This window comes from Ruegeria sp. AL11, assembly GCF_056540865.1.
The window spans coordinates 105,421-121,317 of record NZ_JBQFXO010000007.1; the positions used below are offsets into that span (position 1 = coordinate 105,421).

Genomic DNA, 15,897 nt, shown 5'->3' on the forward strand with positions numbered 1-15,897 from the left:
CGATGACCAAAGACCTCACCCGGCTTTTGCGCCCGAACTCCATCGCCGTGATCGGCGGTGGTGCTTGGTGTCAGCAGGTCATTCTGCAATCTGAACGAATGGGCTATGCGGGTCAGATCTGGCCTATTCATCCCAAAGCGACCGAGATCGCTGGCCATAGGGCCTATGCCAGTCTCGAAGACCTGCCAGCACCGCCAGATGCCGTTTTCATTGGCATCAACCGCCATGCCACGAATGAGGCGGTTCGCACCCTTTCTGCCACCGGCGCCGGCGGTGCTGTATGTTTTGCGTCAGGCTTTTCCGAGGCCGTGGCCGAGGATGACACAGGGGGCGATCTGCAAGCACAACTGGTCGCAGCTGCGGGCGACATGCCCATTCTGGGACCCAATTGCTATGGTTTCATCAACGCGTTGGATGCGGCTTTGCTGTGGCCCGACCAGCACGGGGCCAAGCCGGTCGAGTCCGGCGTTGCGATCCTAACGCAAAGCTCGAACATCTCGATCAACTTGACCATGCAGAAACGCGCGCTGCCCATCGCCTATATGGTGACCTGCGGGAACATGGCGCAGACCAGTCAGGCGCAGATTGCCTCGGCCTTGCTGGACGATCCGCGTGTGACTGCCGTTGGCCTGCACATCGAAGGCTTCAAGGATATCCGTGAATGGGAGGCGTTGGCAGCGAAGGCCTATTCTAAGAGTATCCCTCTGGTGGCGCTCAAGGTCGGTGCGTCCGAGCAGGCTCAGTCCGCAACCGTGTCGCATACCGCCTCTCTGGCCGGAAGCGACGCGGGTGCGCAGGCCCTTTTGGAGCGTCTCGGCATTCCACGCCTATCCGCCTTGCCCGATTTTCTGGAGACGCTGAAACTGCTGCATTGCTATGGCCCGCTTTCGGGCAGCAACATAGCCTCGATCAGCTGTTCCGGGGGGGAGGCGAGTCTGATCGCGGACATGGCTGTTGGAACCGGGCTATCCTTCCCGCGCCTAAGCGACGGTCAGAAAGCCCACCTGCGAGAGGCACTCGGACCGATGGTGGCGCTAAATAACCCACTGGACTACCACACTTATATTTGGCGGGATGAAGCGGCGATGGCGCGGGCCTGGACCGGGATGACGGGTGATGACATTGATCTGACGTTCTCGATCCTCGACTATCCAACCACGGATGCGAGCGACTGGGTCTATGCCTCGCGTGCGGCAATGAAAGTGCGTGCGGAGACCGGCGGGCGATTTGCCGTTGCCGCGACTTTGCCCGAGTTGATGCCCGAAGATGTAGCGCAAGAGCTTATGGACGGCGGCGTGGTGCCCTTCATGGGGCTGCGCGAAGCTCTTGCCGCAACCGAAGCGGCGGGCCAGATCACAGCTCCTTCAGACACACCGGTCACACTGCCCGGAACGGCCGAGGCCAATCGGACTCTCACCGAAGGCGAGTCCAAACGCGTTCTGGCCGAGCACGGATTGCGCATCCCGCAAAACCGCACAGTCGCAGGTGCCGACCAGGCTCGTGCTGCCGCTCAGGACATGGACGCACCCTTTGCGGTCAAGGGCGTGGGGCTGGCTCATAAGTCAGAACACGCGGCCGTGCGATTGGGTGTTCTTTCCGAAGATGTGCCCGATGTCGCCGCAGATATCGGAACCACTGAAATTCTGATCGAAGAGATGATCACCGGAACAGTGGTCGAGCTTCTTGTGGGCGTGGTGCGCGATCCGGCGCATGGGTTTGTCCTGACCCTGGGCGCAGGCGGTGTGCTGACCGAAGTGCTGCGCGATACCGCCTCCCTGCTGGTGCCCAGTTCTGCTGATGACATCCGCGGTGCTTTGGGCAAATTGAAGATTGCACCGCTTCTGGCAGGCTATCGCGGTCAACCGGCGGCTGATATGGATGCCATCGTGGCCGCTGTTGAGGCCGTTCAGGCCTATGTCATGCAAAACGCCGACACGCTTGGCGAGGTCGAAATCAACCCGCTCCTCTGCACGCCCGACAAGGCGGTGGCCGTGGATGCCCTCATCAGAAAGGCCTGAGATATGGACCCGATCAAAACCCGCCGTGATGGCGCGATTCTTGAGGTCACATTGGACCGGCCCAAAGCCAATGCCATTGATCTGGCGACCAGCCGCATCATGGGTGACGTCTTTGCCGAGTTCCGCGACGACCCGGACCTGCGCGTCGCGATCCTGACAGGTGCGGGAGAGAAGTTCTTTTGCCCCGGATGGGACCTGAAAGCCGCAGCCGATGGCGATGCGGTCGATGGGGACTATGGTGTTGGCGGTTTTGGCGGTCTGCAGGAATTGCGCGACATGAACAAACCCGTCATTGCAGCCGTGAACGGCATTGCCTGCGGCGGAGGTCTGGAGCTTGCGCTGTCCGCCGACATGATCTTGGCTGCGGACCATGCGAGTTTTGCGCTGCCGGAAATCCGCTCGGGTACCGTGGCGGATGCGGCCAGTGTCAAACTGCCTAAACGCATCCCGTATCACATCGCGATGGAGTTGCTGCTGACGGGCCGCTGGTTCGACGCGGAGGAAGCCAACCGCTGGGGTTTGGTGAATGAGATTGTGACCGCGGATCAGCTGATGGATCGTGCGTGGGAACTCGCCCGCCTGTTGGCCTCGGGCCCACCGCTGGTCTATGCCGCGATCAAAGAGGTCGTGCGCGATGCCGAAGACAGCAAATTCCAAGACGCCATGAACCGTATTACCAAACGGCAGCTGCGTACCGTCGATACTCTCTATGCCAGTGAGGACCAGCTGGAAGGCGCGCGCGCGTTTGCGGAAAAGCGTGATCCTGTGTGGAAAGGCAAGTAAGCAAATTTGGGGTCTGAACCCTCTCGGCGGCTCCTTCTTTCGATGGGGCCGTAACACTTTATCAGCTGTGCCCAAGGGTTCCTTGGGCGGCCTGCTAACGGATTGCATTCGCGTGTCATATTAAACTAGGACATGCCAGCCCAACGGGGCAACAGCACTTCAAACCTGCGCCACAACCCGAACGCAGCCAAACCGAAATCCATGCCACGCAATCCGTGAATTGTTCAGCGCGCGACAGAAACTGTTGCCTGAATCTGGCTGCATGTGAACAATTAGACTTGACTATGTGTCATTTATTTTTCCTAACTAATCAGTCAATCAAAAAAACAGGGAGGCTCCAGTGAAAGCCCTAACAACCATTTCAACCCTTGCCATTCTGGCATCTGCCGGGGCGGCATTGGCCAATTGCGACGAGGTCGTATTCTCGGATGTCGGCTGGACCGATATCACGGCGACCACTGCCGCAACGACAACGATTCTTGACGCTCTGGGGTATGATACCGAGATCAAGATCCTTTCCGTTCCAGTGACTTACACCTCCATGGCCGAAGGCGATATCGACGTGTTCCTGGGCAACTGGATGCCGACCATGGAAGGCGATATCGCACCGTATCGTGAGGCGGGAACGGTTGAAACCGTGCGCGCGAACCTTGAGGGTGCAAAGTACACGCTGGCCGTCAACGCTGCTGCTGCCGAGTTGGGCATCAAGGATTTCGCTGATATTTCAACACACTCCGATGCTCTGGATGGTAAGATCTTCGGAATCGAGCCGGGCAATGACGGCAACCGTCTGATTCAATCCATGATCGATGGCGATTCGTTTGGCCTCTCTGGTTTCGAAGTCGCTGAAAGCTCCGAGCAAGGCATGCTGGCGCAGGTGGACCGCGCCTCGCGCAAGGGCGATCCTATCGTGTTCCTGGGTTGGGAACCCCATCCAATGAACGCCAATTTCGAGATGTCCTACCTGACCGGTGGCGATGAGTTCTTTGGCCCCAACTTCGGCGGCGCGACCGTGTTCACCAACACCCGCAAAGGCTATGCAGAAGAATGCCCGAATGTTGGCGCGCTGCTGAACAACCTGGAATTCTCGCTGGCGATGGAAAACGAGATCATGGCCGCGATTCTGGATGGTGGCGAAGACCCGGCAGATGCAGCCAGCGCATGGCTGAAAGCCAACCCGGATGCCTATACACCATGGCTGGACGGTGTCACGACCCGTGACGGTGGTGACGCAGTCGCCGCAGTAAGCGCAGCACTGGGTCAATAACCTTAAACGCCCTTCGCCGCGTGTCTGTGGCGGAGGGCTTTTTTGTGGCCTGATCTCAGGCCCGGAATACTCTGAAAGGCAGACAGATGGATTGGCTGACCGACAACAAGATACCCGTCGGCAAGACGGCCCGAGCGGTTTTTGAATGGCTCCAAGAAATAGGGGAGCCATTTTTCGATTGGTTGTCCTGGGTTCTTGAGGCGCTGATTGATGGCATATTATGGGTGCTGCAAACCCCGCACCCTTTGATCGTTGTGGGCGTCTTCGTAGGCATCACGTGGCTGTTGCAGCGCAATTGGAAGGTTTGCCTGTTTGTGGCGCTGGGGTTCCTGTTCATTCTCAATCAAGGTTATTGGGAAGAAACGACGGAAAGCCTGACGCTGGTTCTATCTTCCTGTCTGGTCTGTATGGCGATTGGCGTGCCTATTGGCATCGCGGCGGCGCATAGGCCTAAGCTTTACGTGGCGATGCGGCCGGTGCTGGACCTGATGCAAACCCTGCCGACCTTCGTCTACCTGATCCCCGCGATCGTATTCTTTGGTATCGGCATGGTGCCGGGCCTGATCGCAACCGTGATCTTCGTGTTGCCCGCTCCGATCCGCCTGACCCATCTGGGTGTGTCCTCGACGCCGACCCCGCTGCTTGAGGCGGCAGAGGCCTTTGGCGCGACCAAATCCCAAACTCTGTGGAAGGTCGAGCTGCCTTACGCGCTGCCGCAGATTATGACCGGCCTGAACCAGACCATCATGCTGTCGCTGTCGATGGTTGTGATCGCCGCTCTGGTCGGTGCTGACGGCTTGGGTGTGCCGGTCGTGCGGGCGCTCAATCAGGTGAACACGGCCCTTGGTTTCGAATCCGGCTTTGTCATCGTTGTTGTTGCGATCATCCTCGATCGCGTCCTCAGAGTGGAGCATTGATCCATGACTGCAGTTGAATTTGACAATGTTTCAATCGCGTTCGGCAACGACCCCAAAAGCGCGTTGCCCTTCATGGACGAAGGCAAAGACCGAGCAACCGTGAAAGAAGCCTGTGGTCAGGTGCTGGGCGTCCACAATTGCTCGCTGACCGTGCATGAGGGCGAAACGCTGGTGCTGATGGGGCTGTCTGGTTCGGGCAAGTCCACGTTATTGCGGGCGGTGAACGGGTTGAACCCGGTGATCCGCGGCGCGGTTCGGGTCTCGGACGGATCGGAGATGGTAGATGTCACCAACGCCGACGCCCGTACCCTGCGCCGGATGCGCCAGAACCATATTGCGATGGTGTTCCAGCAATTCGGCCTATTGCCGTGGCGTACGGTTCGTGAAAACGTTTGGCTGGGGCTGGAGCTGTCGGGCATGTCCCGCACTGAGAGGTTGCAGCGCACCGATGAGCAACTTGCTCTGGTCGGTCTGTCCGACTGGGCGGATCGCAAGGTCGGAGAGCTGTCGGGCGGTATGCAACAACGCGTCGGTCTCGCCCGTGCCTTTTCCACTCAGGCGCCGATCCTGCTGATGGACGAGCCGTTCTCGGCCCTCGATCCGCTGATCCGGACCAAGCTGCAGGATGAACTGCTGCGCCTGCAGGAAAAGCTCAAACGTACGATCATCTTCGTGTCCCATGACCTTGATGAGGCCTTTAAGATCGGTAACCGTATCGCCATCATGGAGGGCGGTCGCATCGTACAATGCGGCACCCCGTCCGAGATCTACTCGAAGCCTGAGGACGAATACGTGGCCGACTTTGTTGCGCATATGAACCCTCTGGGCGTTTTGCGCGCGCGGGACGTGATGGAGCCTGCAACCGGTACGCCGGACCGCTCGATTGATGCGGATACGGATATTCGCGATGTCATTCAGGGCTTTGACCAGAACAACGCACCGGTTGGCGTGATCGAGAACGGGGCGATCATCGGTCAGGTCACAAAAGACCGTGTGTTGAACAAGCTGGTTGATCCGATGGGGCAGTAACCCTCTGACCTTAAACATGGGGCGGTCCGGCACTAGAACGCCGGACCGTTCGTTCTCAATTGTTTTCGTGCCATCCCATTCGAAACCTCCTAACCTGCCTCGAGAGGTGTTGAGCTAGGAGCAGGCCGTGACAGATACCTTCCAAAGAGTTGCTGATTTCACCCTTGGTATAACACCCGAGGATATCCCCGATGCGACGCTTGACGCCGCCGCGTTGATGCTGCTCGACACGCTGGGCATTACGATAGCGTCGGGTCCTATGGCGGCTGGGAGTATCGCCAGAGAAACGGCTTTTGCGCTCTACGGGGCAGGTGATCCGGCGCTCAGCGCGCGGATGCTGTTTGATGGCCGCCGGGTCAGCGCCGCAGGGTCTGCCTATGCTGCCGCAACGCAGACTGACAATCTGGATGGGCATGACGGCTACAACCCGACAAAAGGGCATATCGGTGTCGCTGTCGTACCGGCGCTTTGCGCGCTGGCGGAAACGGTTCCGGATTTCTCGGGCCCCGAAGCTCTGACCGCTGTCACCATCGGGTATGAGGTCGCTGGGCGCGCCGGGATTTCTCTGCATGATACAGTCAGCGACTATCACACGTCAGGGGCATGGAACGCCTTGGGCGTCGTGGCCGTCGCGGCTCGGTTGCGTGGGTTGGGAGTGGACCAATTGCGGCAGGCCATGGGCATCGCTGAATATCACGGCCCCCGCAGCCAGATGATGCGCGAGATCGCCAACCCCACAATGCTGCATGACGGATCGGGCTGGGGGGCTTTGGTCGGTGTGTCTGCGGCGGTTTTGGCCGAGAAAGGCTTTACCGGCGCGCCGGCGATCACAATCGAAGCCGAAGAGGTCACGATCCATTGGCAGGACCTTGGCCAGTTCTGGCAGATGCAGCATCAATATGTGAAACCTTACCCGATCTGCCGTTGGGCACACGCTGCGATCGACGCTGTCCGTCAGCTCATGCGCGACCATGACCTGAGCCATGAAGATATCGACTCGGTGCAGGTCAATACCTTCCGCGAGAGCGCCTGCTTGTTTCAGGGCATGCCCGACGACACCTCAAAGGCGCAGTATTCGCTGCCATTTGCGGTGGCAGTGATGATGGCCTATGGGCGGATCGGGGTTGAGCATATCTCGGGCGCGGGTCTGTCTGATCCTTTGGTGGCGTCTTTGTTGGAACGTATTTCCGTTGCCGAAGACGCGCGCCATTCGGCTCGGTTCCCCGAGTGTCGCATCGCCGATGTTACGATCCGCTTGCACGACGGGCGGGTGCTGGAAACTGGCGACGTCCATGCGCGCGGCGGCCCCGAGGCCCCGATGGATCAAGCCGAAGTGGTCGCAAAATTCATGGAGTTCGCGGTGCCGTCGCTCGGCGAAACAAGGGCCTCCGCCATACGTGACGCCGTCCTGGGATTGAAAGATTCGGTATCGGCTTTCTCGGATCTTGGCGCGGTGATCTATGACGCCCCGTCCGGGTCCTAGTCCCTCAAATACTGTTGAACAATCGCCCCGGGAGCCCCTTATGCTGTGGTAGCCCGAGCTCGCGCAGCAAGCAGAACATCATCGCCTGATTGGATGTGATAACGGGTTTGCCCAGCGCGGATTCAACCCGCTCGATGGCCTCGACGGACCGCATATCGGTGCAACTTAGAACGATCGCCTCGGCCTGCGGATCGTCGGCCTGGCAGGCGAGGTCAAAAACTTCGTTCGGGGTCAATTCTCCCTGACCGTAATTTCCCAGTTCCCGGCCCACATCGGCGCATTTAACCGTTTCAATCCCATTTTGGGCCATGAACGCGATGGCCTGCGTATTGATCTCGCCCAGATAGGGCGACGAAAAGCCGACTTTGCGGGCCCCAAACGCCTGAATGCCCGCGATCAGAGCACTAGCGGCTGTGACTGATTTGGCATTGGCACCGGATTTGATCTGCTCGGCCAGCTTGGCGTCAAAAGACGGTCCATGGGTCAGCGTTGCCGAGGTGCAGCCGTAAAGAACGATGTCGGGCCGCACGCCGGAGATCATCCGCAAATCATGGCTGATATCCGAAGCGCCCAAACCGGCCATCTGATCCGAGCCGGGGATTTCATCCACGTCATACCCGCCCATGCGCTGGAAATGCAGCGTGGTGTTGGGTGGACGCATCAATGCCAGATCCGGCTCCAGGTTTGTGTTGGTGAAAGGCACCAGAACGCCGATCTTGGCCGCGGTTCGGGTCTCAGTCATGTCAGCACTCCTTTCAGCACATCGCGGGCGCGGTTCATCACGTCTGGTGTGCAAATCGTGGCGCGGAGGCAATCGCCTAGGCAATAGCCGCGCATCCCCCGCATCAGCAGGTGTTCTGCACGCAATGCAACATCGGCCCGCTGCGCCTGATCGATTGACGAAAAACGCAACAAGACGAAATTTGTGTGGCTTTGCGGAACGGTTAACCCCATAGCGCGGCAGTTTTCGGTGAACGCGTCGCGGATGTGGGCAGTTTTTTCCACAACCTCTCGCATATGCGTCTGATCACGCATTGCAGCGGCGGCTGCTGCCTGCGAGGGGATCGAGACATTGTTTGGGTTCAAAAGCTTGCGCAGTTCTGCTCCAATCTCGGGCGGAGCATAGGCCCACCCAACCCGAGCGCCCGCCAGCCCATAGGCTTTGGAAAACGTTCGGGTGATGACCGTATCGCCGCGCTGAATCATAGCGAATACCTCTGCCGGATCATGTTCGGCATCCGAGAATTCGGCGTAGGCTTGATCGACGACCAGAAGAACTTTCTTGGGAAGGCTGGTCCGCAGGCGCACGATCTCAGCGTTTGGGATCACCGTTCCGGTCGGGTTGCCGGGATTGCAGACGAAGACGATGCGGGTTTCTGGAGTGACTGCGCTCAGAACATCATCCACCGAAACAGTCAGGTCGACCTCACGCGCCTTGACATAGTCCGCTTGCACCTGCGCAGTCGCCGAGGCGACAAAGGCGTAGCCGTAGTCTGTACCCAGCACGCGGTCCCCTTGCCCGGCATAGGCGCGGATCAGGCAACCGATCAGCTCCATCGATCCCGCGCCGCAAAGGATGTTGCTCGGGTCCAGCCCATGCACTTCGGCTATCGCTAAACGCAGGTCCGGCCATTCCGGATCAGGATAGAGTGGTATGTCGGCCATAGCGGCCTGTCCGGCGGCAATGGCGGTAGGGCTGGCGGCAAAGGCGCTTTCGTTCTGGGCCAGTGAAACTGTCTGAGGACCGCCAAGATCGGCCAGCGCATAGGCGGCCATGGCGCCAACATGAGGGACGGGCCGGATCATGCGGCACCTCCGTAGGATTTAGCACCCTCGGCGCTGATCAAACCGCGTTTGAGGTCCAGCGCAAGTGCGTCAGGGTCGCGATCCACGGGATCGCCGAAGCCTCCTCCTCCGGGGGTTTCAAAGATAAGGTAATCGCCGTCTTCAACCCTCAGCTCGCCCTTGCCGGGGATGTCAGCGTCGCTGTCGCGGAACCGAATACGCCCAGGTGCTCCGGGTTGGCCACCCATCCGACCAAGCGCGGGGAATTTCAGCCGTTCGACCGAAAGGAAGACGATGAAGGGCGCTCCGTTGGCCGAGGTCATCTCGATCCTTTGCCCCAACCCGCCGCGGTACTTGCCTGCACCGCCCGAGTCTGGCCGAAGCTCGCGCCGCCAGATCGTGACGGGGGCGACGCTTTCGGTGATCTCCACCTGGCTGCCGAACACGCCCGAAGGGTAGGCCGTTGCCGACAACCCGTCCGCATGAGGCCGCGCGCCCGTGCCGCCGTTATGCACGGGCTCAACCGCGAATTCGCGGCCTCCGTCACGGGCCACCTCAGGAGCGTGGCGCAAGGGCAGATCGAACATGCAGGATGCGCCCTCTGCCGGGACCTGATCGGGCAGGGCCTGATGCAGGCAGCCCAGAACCAAGTCAGGGGTGACCTGACCCAGCGTATGACGCATCGCGACGGGCACAGGGCGCTGCGCGTTCAAGATGCAGCCTTTGGGGCCATCGACGGTGAACGGCTCCAGGGAGCCTGCATTGTTGGGAATGTCCGACCCGACAATGCATCGCAGGGCAAAAACGGTATAGGCAGTGGCATAGTTCAGGGGCACGTTGATGCCCTTGCGGGAACAGCCGGATGTCCCGGTGAAATCCACATGCATCCCGTCAGTGCTGACGGTCAGGGTGGCGTGCAGTTCCAGTTCATTCTCATAGCCATCCATCTTGAGGACGTTCTTATAGACGCCAGCAGGCACCTCGGCGATGGCGGCCAGAGTGCCCCGGCGCGAAGTGTCGATGATGTAGGCCCCCAGTGCGTCCAGATCTTCGATGCCGAATTCCTCCATCATCGACACCAATCGGTTCACCCCCGCCTCGCAGCAGGCGATCAGGGCATAGATGTCGCCCTCATTGGCCACGGGTTCGCGGCTATTGGCGCGGATGATGTCCAGCAGCAGGGCGTTCGGCGTGCCTTCCTCAACCAGTTTGCAGGGCGGGATCAGCAGGCCCTCGTCGTATATGTCCGAACCCTCAGGTCCCATGCCAAGCCCGCCCAGGTCAACCAGATGCGAGGTGCAGGAGGTGAAGCCGACGACCTTGCCATCCTTGAACGCAGGCATCATCAGCAGGAAGTCGTTCAAGTGACCCGAGGCGAGCCATGGATCGTTCGTCATATAGATGTCGCCGGGTTTCATCGTTTGAACCGGGAAGGCGGCGCGCAGGTGCTGAACGGCTTCGGCCATGGTGTTGATGTGGCCCGGCGTCCCGGTCACGGCTTGCGCCAGCATCCGGCCGTTCACGTCGAAAATCCCGGCAGAAATGTCGCCGCATTCGCGTACAATCGGGCTAAAGGCGGCGCGGATCAGGGTTTGGCCCTGTTCTTCGACAACTGCCAGCAGCCGGTTCCACATTACTTGTAGTCGGGCAGGGGTCATTTCGCGCCTCCTTTCTGGTTCCGGATCAGGACGAGGTTTCCGATGGCGTCCACATGGGCCGAGAAATCGGCTGAGACGAGTGTCGTCGTCTGTGGTTCATGGATCAGCGCAGGGCCGCAGACGCGGTCGCCGGGGTTGAGATTGGCGCGAGCCACAAAACCAGCCTGTTTCCTCTGCCCGTCTACGTCACAAATGATGGGTCGGGTTTCTGAAGGCGTCATCGTGGTCACCGCCGGGCTGGCAAGCAGTTCGGGAACGACAGCGTCCGGAGTCGCGACTTGCACGGCCCAGTTCAGTATCTCGATCTGCATGCCCGGAACGGGGCGCGAGAATTGCTTGCGGTACTCGGTTTCAAACGTTTCGGTCAGTGGGGCGAGGTCTTCGGGGGTAAGTGTACGGTCGGGCAGCGAAATCTCAATCTCATGCCCCTGACCGCTGTAGCGCATGAAGGCTGAGCGTCGGATTTCGGTCGATGCATCTCCGGCACCTTGGGTAACAACGGCGCTGGCCTCGGCGATCATATCGTCAAAAAGGCCGTTGATCGCCGTGAAATCCAACGTACCCAGTAGAGAATAGTACGAGCGCACGATCTCAAACGACACGGGCGCGAATAGAAAGCCCACGGCTGAGCCAACACCGGGATTTGGAGGCACCACGATGCGGTTAACGCCCGCAGATCGAGCCACGCGGCTGGCATGTAGCGGGCCGTTGCCGCCAAAAGCGATCATGGTGCGTGGCCCGAGGTCTTTGCCCGACTCCACCGCGTGCATCCGCCCTGCGCTGGCCATGCTTTCATCTACGATGCGGCTGACCCCGTCAGCAGCCCCTGTCGCGTCGGTTTCAAGCGCCGTGCCGATCACGCGTTGCAGCGTGTCGTTTGACGCCTCAGGGTCAATCTTGATGAACCCTTCGGCAAATGTGTCGGGCACGATGTAGCCCAGAGTGATATCGCTGTCGGTCACAGTCGGGTCGGTCCCGCCGCGCCCAAAAGCCACCGGGCCGGGTTCCGAGCCTGCCGATTTTGGCCCGACGGTCAGACGGCCCAGCCGGTCCACCCCGGCGATGGAACCTCCGCCGGCGCCGATTTCGATCATCTCTATCACAGGGATGCGTACCGGCATACCAGAGCCCTTGATGAAACGCGCGGCCCGCGCGATCTCGAACTGGCGCGAGGTTTGGGGTCGGGCATTGTCGATGAGGCAGAGCTTGGCGGTCGTGCCACCCATGTCAAACGACAAAACCTGATCCAACCCGGCCCGAGCAGCGATACGCGCGGCTAGAATAGCCCCTCCGGCAGGGCCACTTTCGACCAGCCGGATCGGGAAACGCATGGCCGTCTGGACGGTGCACATGCCTCCACCTGCGGTCATCATCAGGATCGGGCAGGTGACCCCTTCGGCTTCGAATTTTTCGACGAAGCGGGTCAGATATGTCTCCATCAGGGGTTGGATATAAGCGTTGGCAACCGTGGTGCAGAGCCGGTCAAACTCGCGCGCCTCGGGGCTGACATCGGATGAGATCGACACGGTCAGATCGGGGCGTCGTTCGGCAAGAGCATCGCGCAGCCGACGTTCATGCGTGGGGTTCGCGTAGGAATGCATGAGGCAGATCGCAACCGCATCCGCTCCGCTAGCGTCGATTTCAGCCACAAGCGCTTCAATAGCGCCGTCTTCCAGTTTGATCAGAACCTCACCGGTCGCTGACATTCGCTCGCGAACGGTCAGAGAGCGTTCACGCGGGACAAGCAGATCGGGTTTTTCCAGATTGATATCATACTGCGAATAGCGCCGTTCGTAGGCGATTTCGAGGATATCGCGGAAGCCTTCAGTGGCGATGGTCGCCACGGTGGCCCCGCGCTGCTCGATCAGAGCGTTCGTTGCGAGTGTGGTGCCGTGGATGAAGCCGGTCACCTCGGCCAGGGACCGTCCCGCGCTTTGCATAACGCGCAGCGCCCCTTCCATTGCGCCTTCGGCCGGATTTTGGTGAGTGGTCAGGGTTTTGGTCGAAGCCAGTATCGTCTCATTGCCTGAAACGAGGACGGTATCGGTAAACGTGCCGCCAATATCTATGGCGAGGCGCAGAGCAGTTGTCATGGAGGGGTCCGTTGTCGTCTGTAAAAGTTTGGGCATAGCGCCCGTTCGGCCTGTTACCGACGCGGTGCCACCAAGTTGCAGCCGGTGGCCCGGCGATCCATACGAGTTGGGAAGCACTGACAAGTCATAAGGAATTCTCGGGCGGTTTTTACGTCACTGCTAGCGCATTTGCGACATCGCGGCTTTTCAGCGACGTAAAAACCTGACCTGGGCTAGCAGGGCTTATCCTGACAACCGCGCCAAATCCGCGCTTAGTGCGCGGGCCTCGGAAATGCTGCGCTGTAGGGCCTGCAATTGTGCCTCGGCAGTGGTGCCTTGGGGCTTTGCATTCAGCACCCTGTCGATTCTGGCGGCTGTGGCGGGGTCTCCGCCGCCAATTGCATCGCGCTGTTGCAGGATTTTCAATTTCAGCTGCGATAGTTCCGATTCCGAGGACCTGATCTGCGCGGCCAATGCGTCGTTGCGGGCCTGAGCTGTCGCCACATCGCCCTCGGCGGCTTCGATCCGGTCATCATAGGCCCCGGTCGCGATGCCGGATACACCGGCGAAGAACCCTCCGTCCGCCGGGTCCGTGGTGGTTTGGCAGGCGGCCAACAGAAGACAAGGCAGAGCAATGCGCGTGATCATATTCGGCCCTGTCACAGCGACGACGCCAGATCGCTGGCGATTCCGCGCATCTGCGAAATCTGGTTGGACAGAGCCTGCAGATCACCGTCAATGGGCGAGGTGGTTTGGCGGCGCTTGATCGTCAGGCTGCGCGCCTCAGCAAATTCCGCCTGCCGTTTGGTTGCCCCGTCAATGGCCAGCTCCATCTGTTTCAGATTGCCATTGGCCTCGGTCAGTTCTCGTTGCAACTCGGCCTGATCAACGGTTCCCGCTGCGGCGCGAGCGTTCAGTGCGTCCAACTCAGCCTTTTGAGCCACCAGAACTTCGTTCATCACGTTCAACGTGGTCTGCATTTCGGCGGCGTTCCGGTCCAGATCGGATTTGATCTGACGCAACCGTCTTTCGCGCCCGGCATAGCTGCGCTGCACATAGGCCACATAGGTGCCTGCCAGAGCGCCAGCACCCAGTCCGAGGGCGACGCCTGTGCCTACGTCGTCAGAACCGCCCAGCCCAAAGCCGATCGCGCCACCCGCTACACCACCTGCAATCGCCCCTTGCAGGATTGTCTTTTGCAGGGCTGCCGCTTGTTTTGCCAGATCGGCCTCGGCCTGGCTTGAGCCAGCGCCTACGGATCTCAGCGTTTCCGGCTCGCTGCTGCCACCGCAGGCGGACAGAGCCAACGATGCCCCTAACACGGCGGCGATCAGCCGGGTGGAATTAGATCTGCCAGCCATTGATAACTCCCTTTTTTACTGTCTTCTGCCTGCGCCACATGGCGCAGAAACAATGCGGCATCCTCGCTCAGGCGCGCGTGTGCTTGCCCGAGGTTACGCGAAGTCGCCGCAGCGTCAAAGAAATCTGCGCCTGGCTCGGATGGAAAGAACACCACGGCGCGTGTCAAAAGTTCATCGTAATAACTGCGGCTTTGATCCAACCGCCTTAGAATGACACCGCGTGAGCGATAGATGTCGTAGATATCATTGCGGGCCTGTTGCAGTACTGGCAGCGCGGCAGGGTCCGAGCGGGCGATCTCTTCGATCTGGCCCAAGGCATTTTCGGCAACGGCCAAAGTGCGTTCGACACTGCGCAGTGCAACGATATCGGTACGCAGGCTCTGCAATGTCGTGGCGGCCAGAAAGACCGAGACTTCGGCGGCGTCTTCAAACAGACGCTCTGGCGTTGCGGTTTCCTGCAGCGGCAAGCGACGGCGATACTGATCGAGGGCCGGTTCCAGGTTGCGGCTTGGCCCATCTGGCATCAGCCCAAGGGTGGAAAGGGCCGCAGCCAGCTTATCGGGTTCCGCGGCAGCCAGCGTTGCACTGATCGGCGCGGCTGGGGCGGTTTCGGTGTTCCTCAACAGCTCAATCCGGTCACGCGCGAAAGCGGCGAACAGGCCATCGGGATAGGTTTGCAGATAGTCTTTGAAGTCTGCTTGATCGCTGCTTGCGGAAATGCTCCGCCAATGGGCCATATCGGCCTCAAAAGCGTCCGTGGGACTGGCCGAGGGCAAACCCGGCGCAAAACTATGCTCATCCAGAACGGATTCTTCGACCCATGGGATCTGACGACCTTCAGTGTCCAGAACCACTTGTTGACGCACCCGACCGAGCATCAGCCGCACATCCAGATCTGGCGTTGCAATATGATCCAGCAGGCTCGAGGTGAAGACACTGTTGTCGCCCAGCCCGTCATACGCCACGTTGCCGGGGTCAGTGGCATAGGCGATCAGTAGACCTGCACCGCCCCGGATGCGGACAAGACCCTGTTCGACCATCCCTCTCTCCGAGAACGGGTTGTTGCGGCAGGCGTCCAGCAGAAGGATGCCGACATCCGGCCCAGCCTTGGCAAGCACATCGCGCACGCGGTCGATGGTGATCGAACTTCGGCTGAGAGCGGTCAGGTCATTCCCTGAAAACTCGGTGCCGATCAGGTGGTTCTGACCGCCGATCTGAACCCCGTGACCAGCATAGAAGAAGACAGCCATTTCAGCGCCCTGCGCCGCCTGCCCAAAGGCGTGTACCGCACGATCCATCGAAGCTGCGTTCTGATCGGTGGCCTCGGTCACGGCAAAGCCAAGCTCGCGTAGCGCTGCGCCGAGGGCCTCAACATCGTTGACCGGGTTGCGCAAGGCCATATCCGGGGCGCGGTAGTCGGAATTGCCGATCAGCAAGGCCACACGATCAGCCGCCCGGGCCGAGCCTGTCGCCAGAACCAGACAGGACATTATGCAAACCAGCAAAAATCGGAACCGAGTCATA

13 protein-coding genes are annotated in these 15,897 nt (G+C 60.1%); 6 read left to right on the top strand and 7 right to left on the bottom strand.

What is annotated here, in order from left to right; all coding sequences use genetic code 11:
* The first annotated feature begins 2 nt into the window (after positions 1-2).
* The 6 genes from ACR0IP_RS12780 to ACR0IP_RS12805 all read left to right on the top strand — a co-directional run bounded on the left by ACR0IP_RS12780 (position 3) and on the right by ACR0IP_RS12805 (position 7,497).
* On the top strand, positions 3-2,018 hold the full coding sequence (locus ACR0IP_RS12780) for an acetate--CoA ligase family protein (protein ID WP_170659031.1): 2,016 nt from the start codon (positions 3-5) through the stop codon (positions 2,016-2,018).
* Between the two features lie 3 nt (positions 2,019-2,021).
* Positions 2,022-2,801, top strand: coding sequence for a carnitinyl-CoA dehydratase (locus ACR0IP_RS12785; RefSeq protein ID WP_170378506.1), 780 nt, complete (start codon positions 2,022-2,024; stop codon positions 2,799-2,801).
* A gap of 340 nt (positions 2,802-3,141) precedes the next feature.
* The gene (choX, locus tag ACR0IP_RS12790; RefSeq protein ID WP_170675872.1) at positions 3,142-4,068 is read left to right on the top strand and encodes a choline ABC transporter substrate-binding protein; all 927 of its coding nucleotides are present in this window, start codon (positions 3,142-3,144) and stop codon (positions 4,066-4,068) included.
* Between the two features lie 86 nt (positions 4,069-4,154).
* A complete protein-coding gene (gene choW, locus ACR0IP_RS12795; RefSeq protein ID WP_170378502.1) occupies positions 4,155-4,985 on the top strand; it encodes a choline ABC transporter permease subunit in 831 nt (276 codons plus the stop codon).
* A gap of 3 nt (positions 4,986-4,988) precedes the next feature.
* A complete protein-coding gene (choV, locus tag ACR0IP_RS12800) occupies positions 4,989-6,014 on the top strand; it encodes a choline ABC transporter ATP-binding protein (RefSeq protein ID WP_170549346.1) in 1,026 nt (341 codons plus the stop codon).
* A 127-nt stretch (positions 6,015-6,141) separates the two neighbouring features.
* A complete protein-coding gene (locus ACR0IP_RS12805; protein WP_480525927.1) occupies positions 6,142-7,497 on the top strand; it encodes an MmgE/PrpD family protein in 1,356 nt (451 codons plus the stop codon).
* Positions 7,498-7,501: 4 nt separating this feature from the next.
* On the opposite strand, the gene ACR0IP_RS12810 is transcribed toward ACR0IP_RS12805, so the two are convergent.
* The 7 genes from ACR0IP_RS12810 to ACR0IP_RS12840 all read right to left on the bottom strand — a co-directional run bounded on the left by ACR0IP_RS12810 (position 7,502) and on the right by ACR0IP_RS12840 (position 15,896).
* Positions 7,502-8,239: an aspartate racemase/maleate isomerase family protein gene (locus ACR0IP_RS12810; RefSeq protein ID WP_170689071.1), complete on the bottom strand. Its 738-nt coding sequence runs from the start codon at positions 8,237-8,239 to the stop codon at positions 7,502-7,504.
* A complete protein-coding gene (locus tag ACR0IP_RS12815) occupies positions 8,236-9,303 on the bottom strand; it encodes a pyridoxal phosphate-dependent aminotransferase (protein ID WP_480525929.1) in 1,068 nt (355 codons plus the stop codon). The genes ACR0IP_RS12810 and ACR0IP_RS12815 overlap by 4 nt, the downstream gene beginning before the upstream one ends.
* Positions 9,300-10,940 (bottom strand): hydantoinase B/oxoprolinase family protein, encoded by a 1,641-nt coding sequence (locus tag ACR0IP_RS12820; protein WP_480525930.1) that lies wholly within the window; start codon positions 10,938-10,940, stop codon positions 9,300-9,302. Before ACR0IP_RS12820 ends, ACR0IP_RS12815 begins: the two co-directional genes overlap by 4 nt.
* The gene (locus ACR0IP_RS12825; protein WP_480525932.1) at positions 10,937-13,033 is read right to left on the bottom strand and encodes a hydantoinase/oxoprolinase family protein; all 2,097 of its coding nucleotides are present in this window, start codon (positions 13,031-13,033) and stop codon (positions 10,937-10,939) included. Before ACR0IP_RS12825 ends, ACR0IP_RS12820 begins: the two co-directional genes overlap by 4 nt.
* Before the next feature lie 222 nt (positions 13,034-13,255).
* Positions 13,256-13,660: a hypothetical protein gene (locus ACR0IP_RS12830; protein WP_170643292.1), complete on the bottom strand. Its 405-nt coding sequence runs from the start codon at positions 13,658-13,660 to the stop codon at positions 13,256-13,258.
* Between the two features lie 11 nt (positions 13,661-13,671).
* Positions 13,672-14,373 (bottom strand): hypothetical protein, encoded by a 702-nt coding sequence (locus tag ACR0IP_RS12835; RefSeq protein WP_480525934.1) that lies wholly within the window; start codon positions 14,371-14,373, stop codon positions 13,672-13,674.
* Positions 14,343-15,896, bottom strand: a complete 1,554-nt coding sequence (locus ACR0IP_RS12840; RefSeq protein WP_170378484.1) for a caspase family protein — start codon at positions 15,894-15,896, stop codon at positions 14,343-14,345. Before ACR0IP_RS12840 ends, ACR0IP_RS12835 begins: the two co-directional genes overlap by 31 nt.
* Position 15,897: the final 1 nt, after the last annotated feature.

Coding starts and splice junctions, on each gene's coding strand:
- ACR0IP_RS12780 (WP_170659031.1), top strand. CDS start 3: ATGACCAAAGACCTCACCCGGCTTTTGCGCCCGAACTCCATCGCCGTG.
- ACR0IP_RS12785 (WP_170378506.1), top strand. CDS start 2,022: ATGGACCCGATCAAAACCCGCCGTGATGGCGCGATTCTTGAGGTCACA.
- choW (WP_170378502.1), top strand. CDS start 4,155: ATGGATTGGCTGACCGACAACAAGATACCCGTCGGCAAGACGGCCCGA.
- choV (WP_170549346.1), top strand. CDS start 4,989: ATGACTGCAGTTGAATTTGACAATGTTTCAATCGCGTTCGGCAACGAC.
- ACR0IP_RS12810 (WP_170689071.1), bottom strand. CDS start 8,239: ATGACTGAGACCCGAACCGCGGCCAAGATCGGCGTTCTGGTGCCTTTC.
- ACR0IP_RS12815 (WP_480525929.1), bottom strand. CDS start 9,303: ATGATCCGGCCCGTCCCTCATGTTGGCGCCATGGCCGCCTATGCGCTG.
- ACR0IP_RS12820 (WP_480525930.1), bottom strand. CDS start 10,940: ATGACCCCTGCCCGACTACAAGTAATGTGGAACCGGCTGCTGGCAGTT.
- ACR0IP_RS12825 (WP_480525932.1), bottom strand. CDS start 13,033: ATGACAACTGCTCTGCGCCTCGCCATAGATATTGGCGGCACGTTTACC.
- ACR0IP_RS12830 (WP_170643292.1), bottom strand. CDS start 13,660: ATGATCACGCGCATTGCTCTGCCTTGTCTTCTGTTGGCCGCCTGCCAA.
- ACR0IP_RS12835 (WP_480525934.1), bottom strand. CDS start 14,373: ATGGCTGGCAGATCTAATTCCACCCGGCTGATCGCCGCCGTGTTAGGG.
- ACR0IP_RS12840 (WP_170378484.1), bottom strand. CDS start 15,896: ATGACTCGGTTCCGATTTTTGCTGGTTTGCATAATGTCCTGTCTGGTT.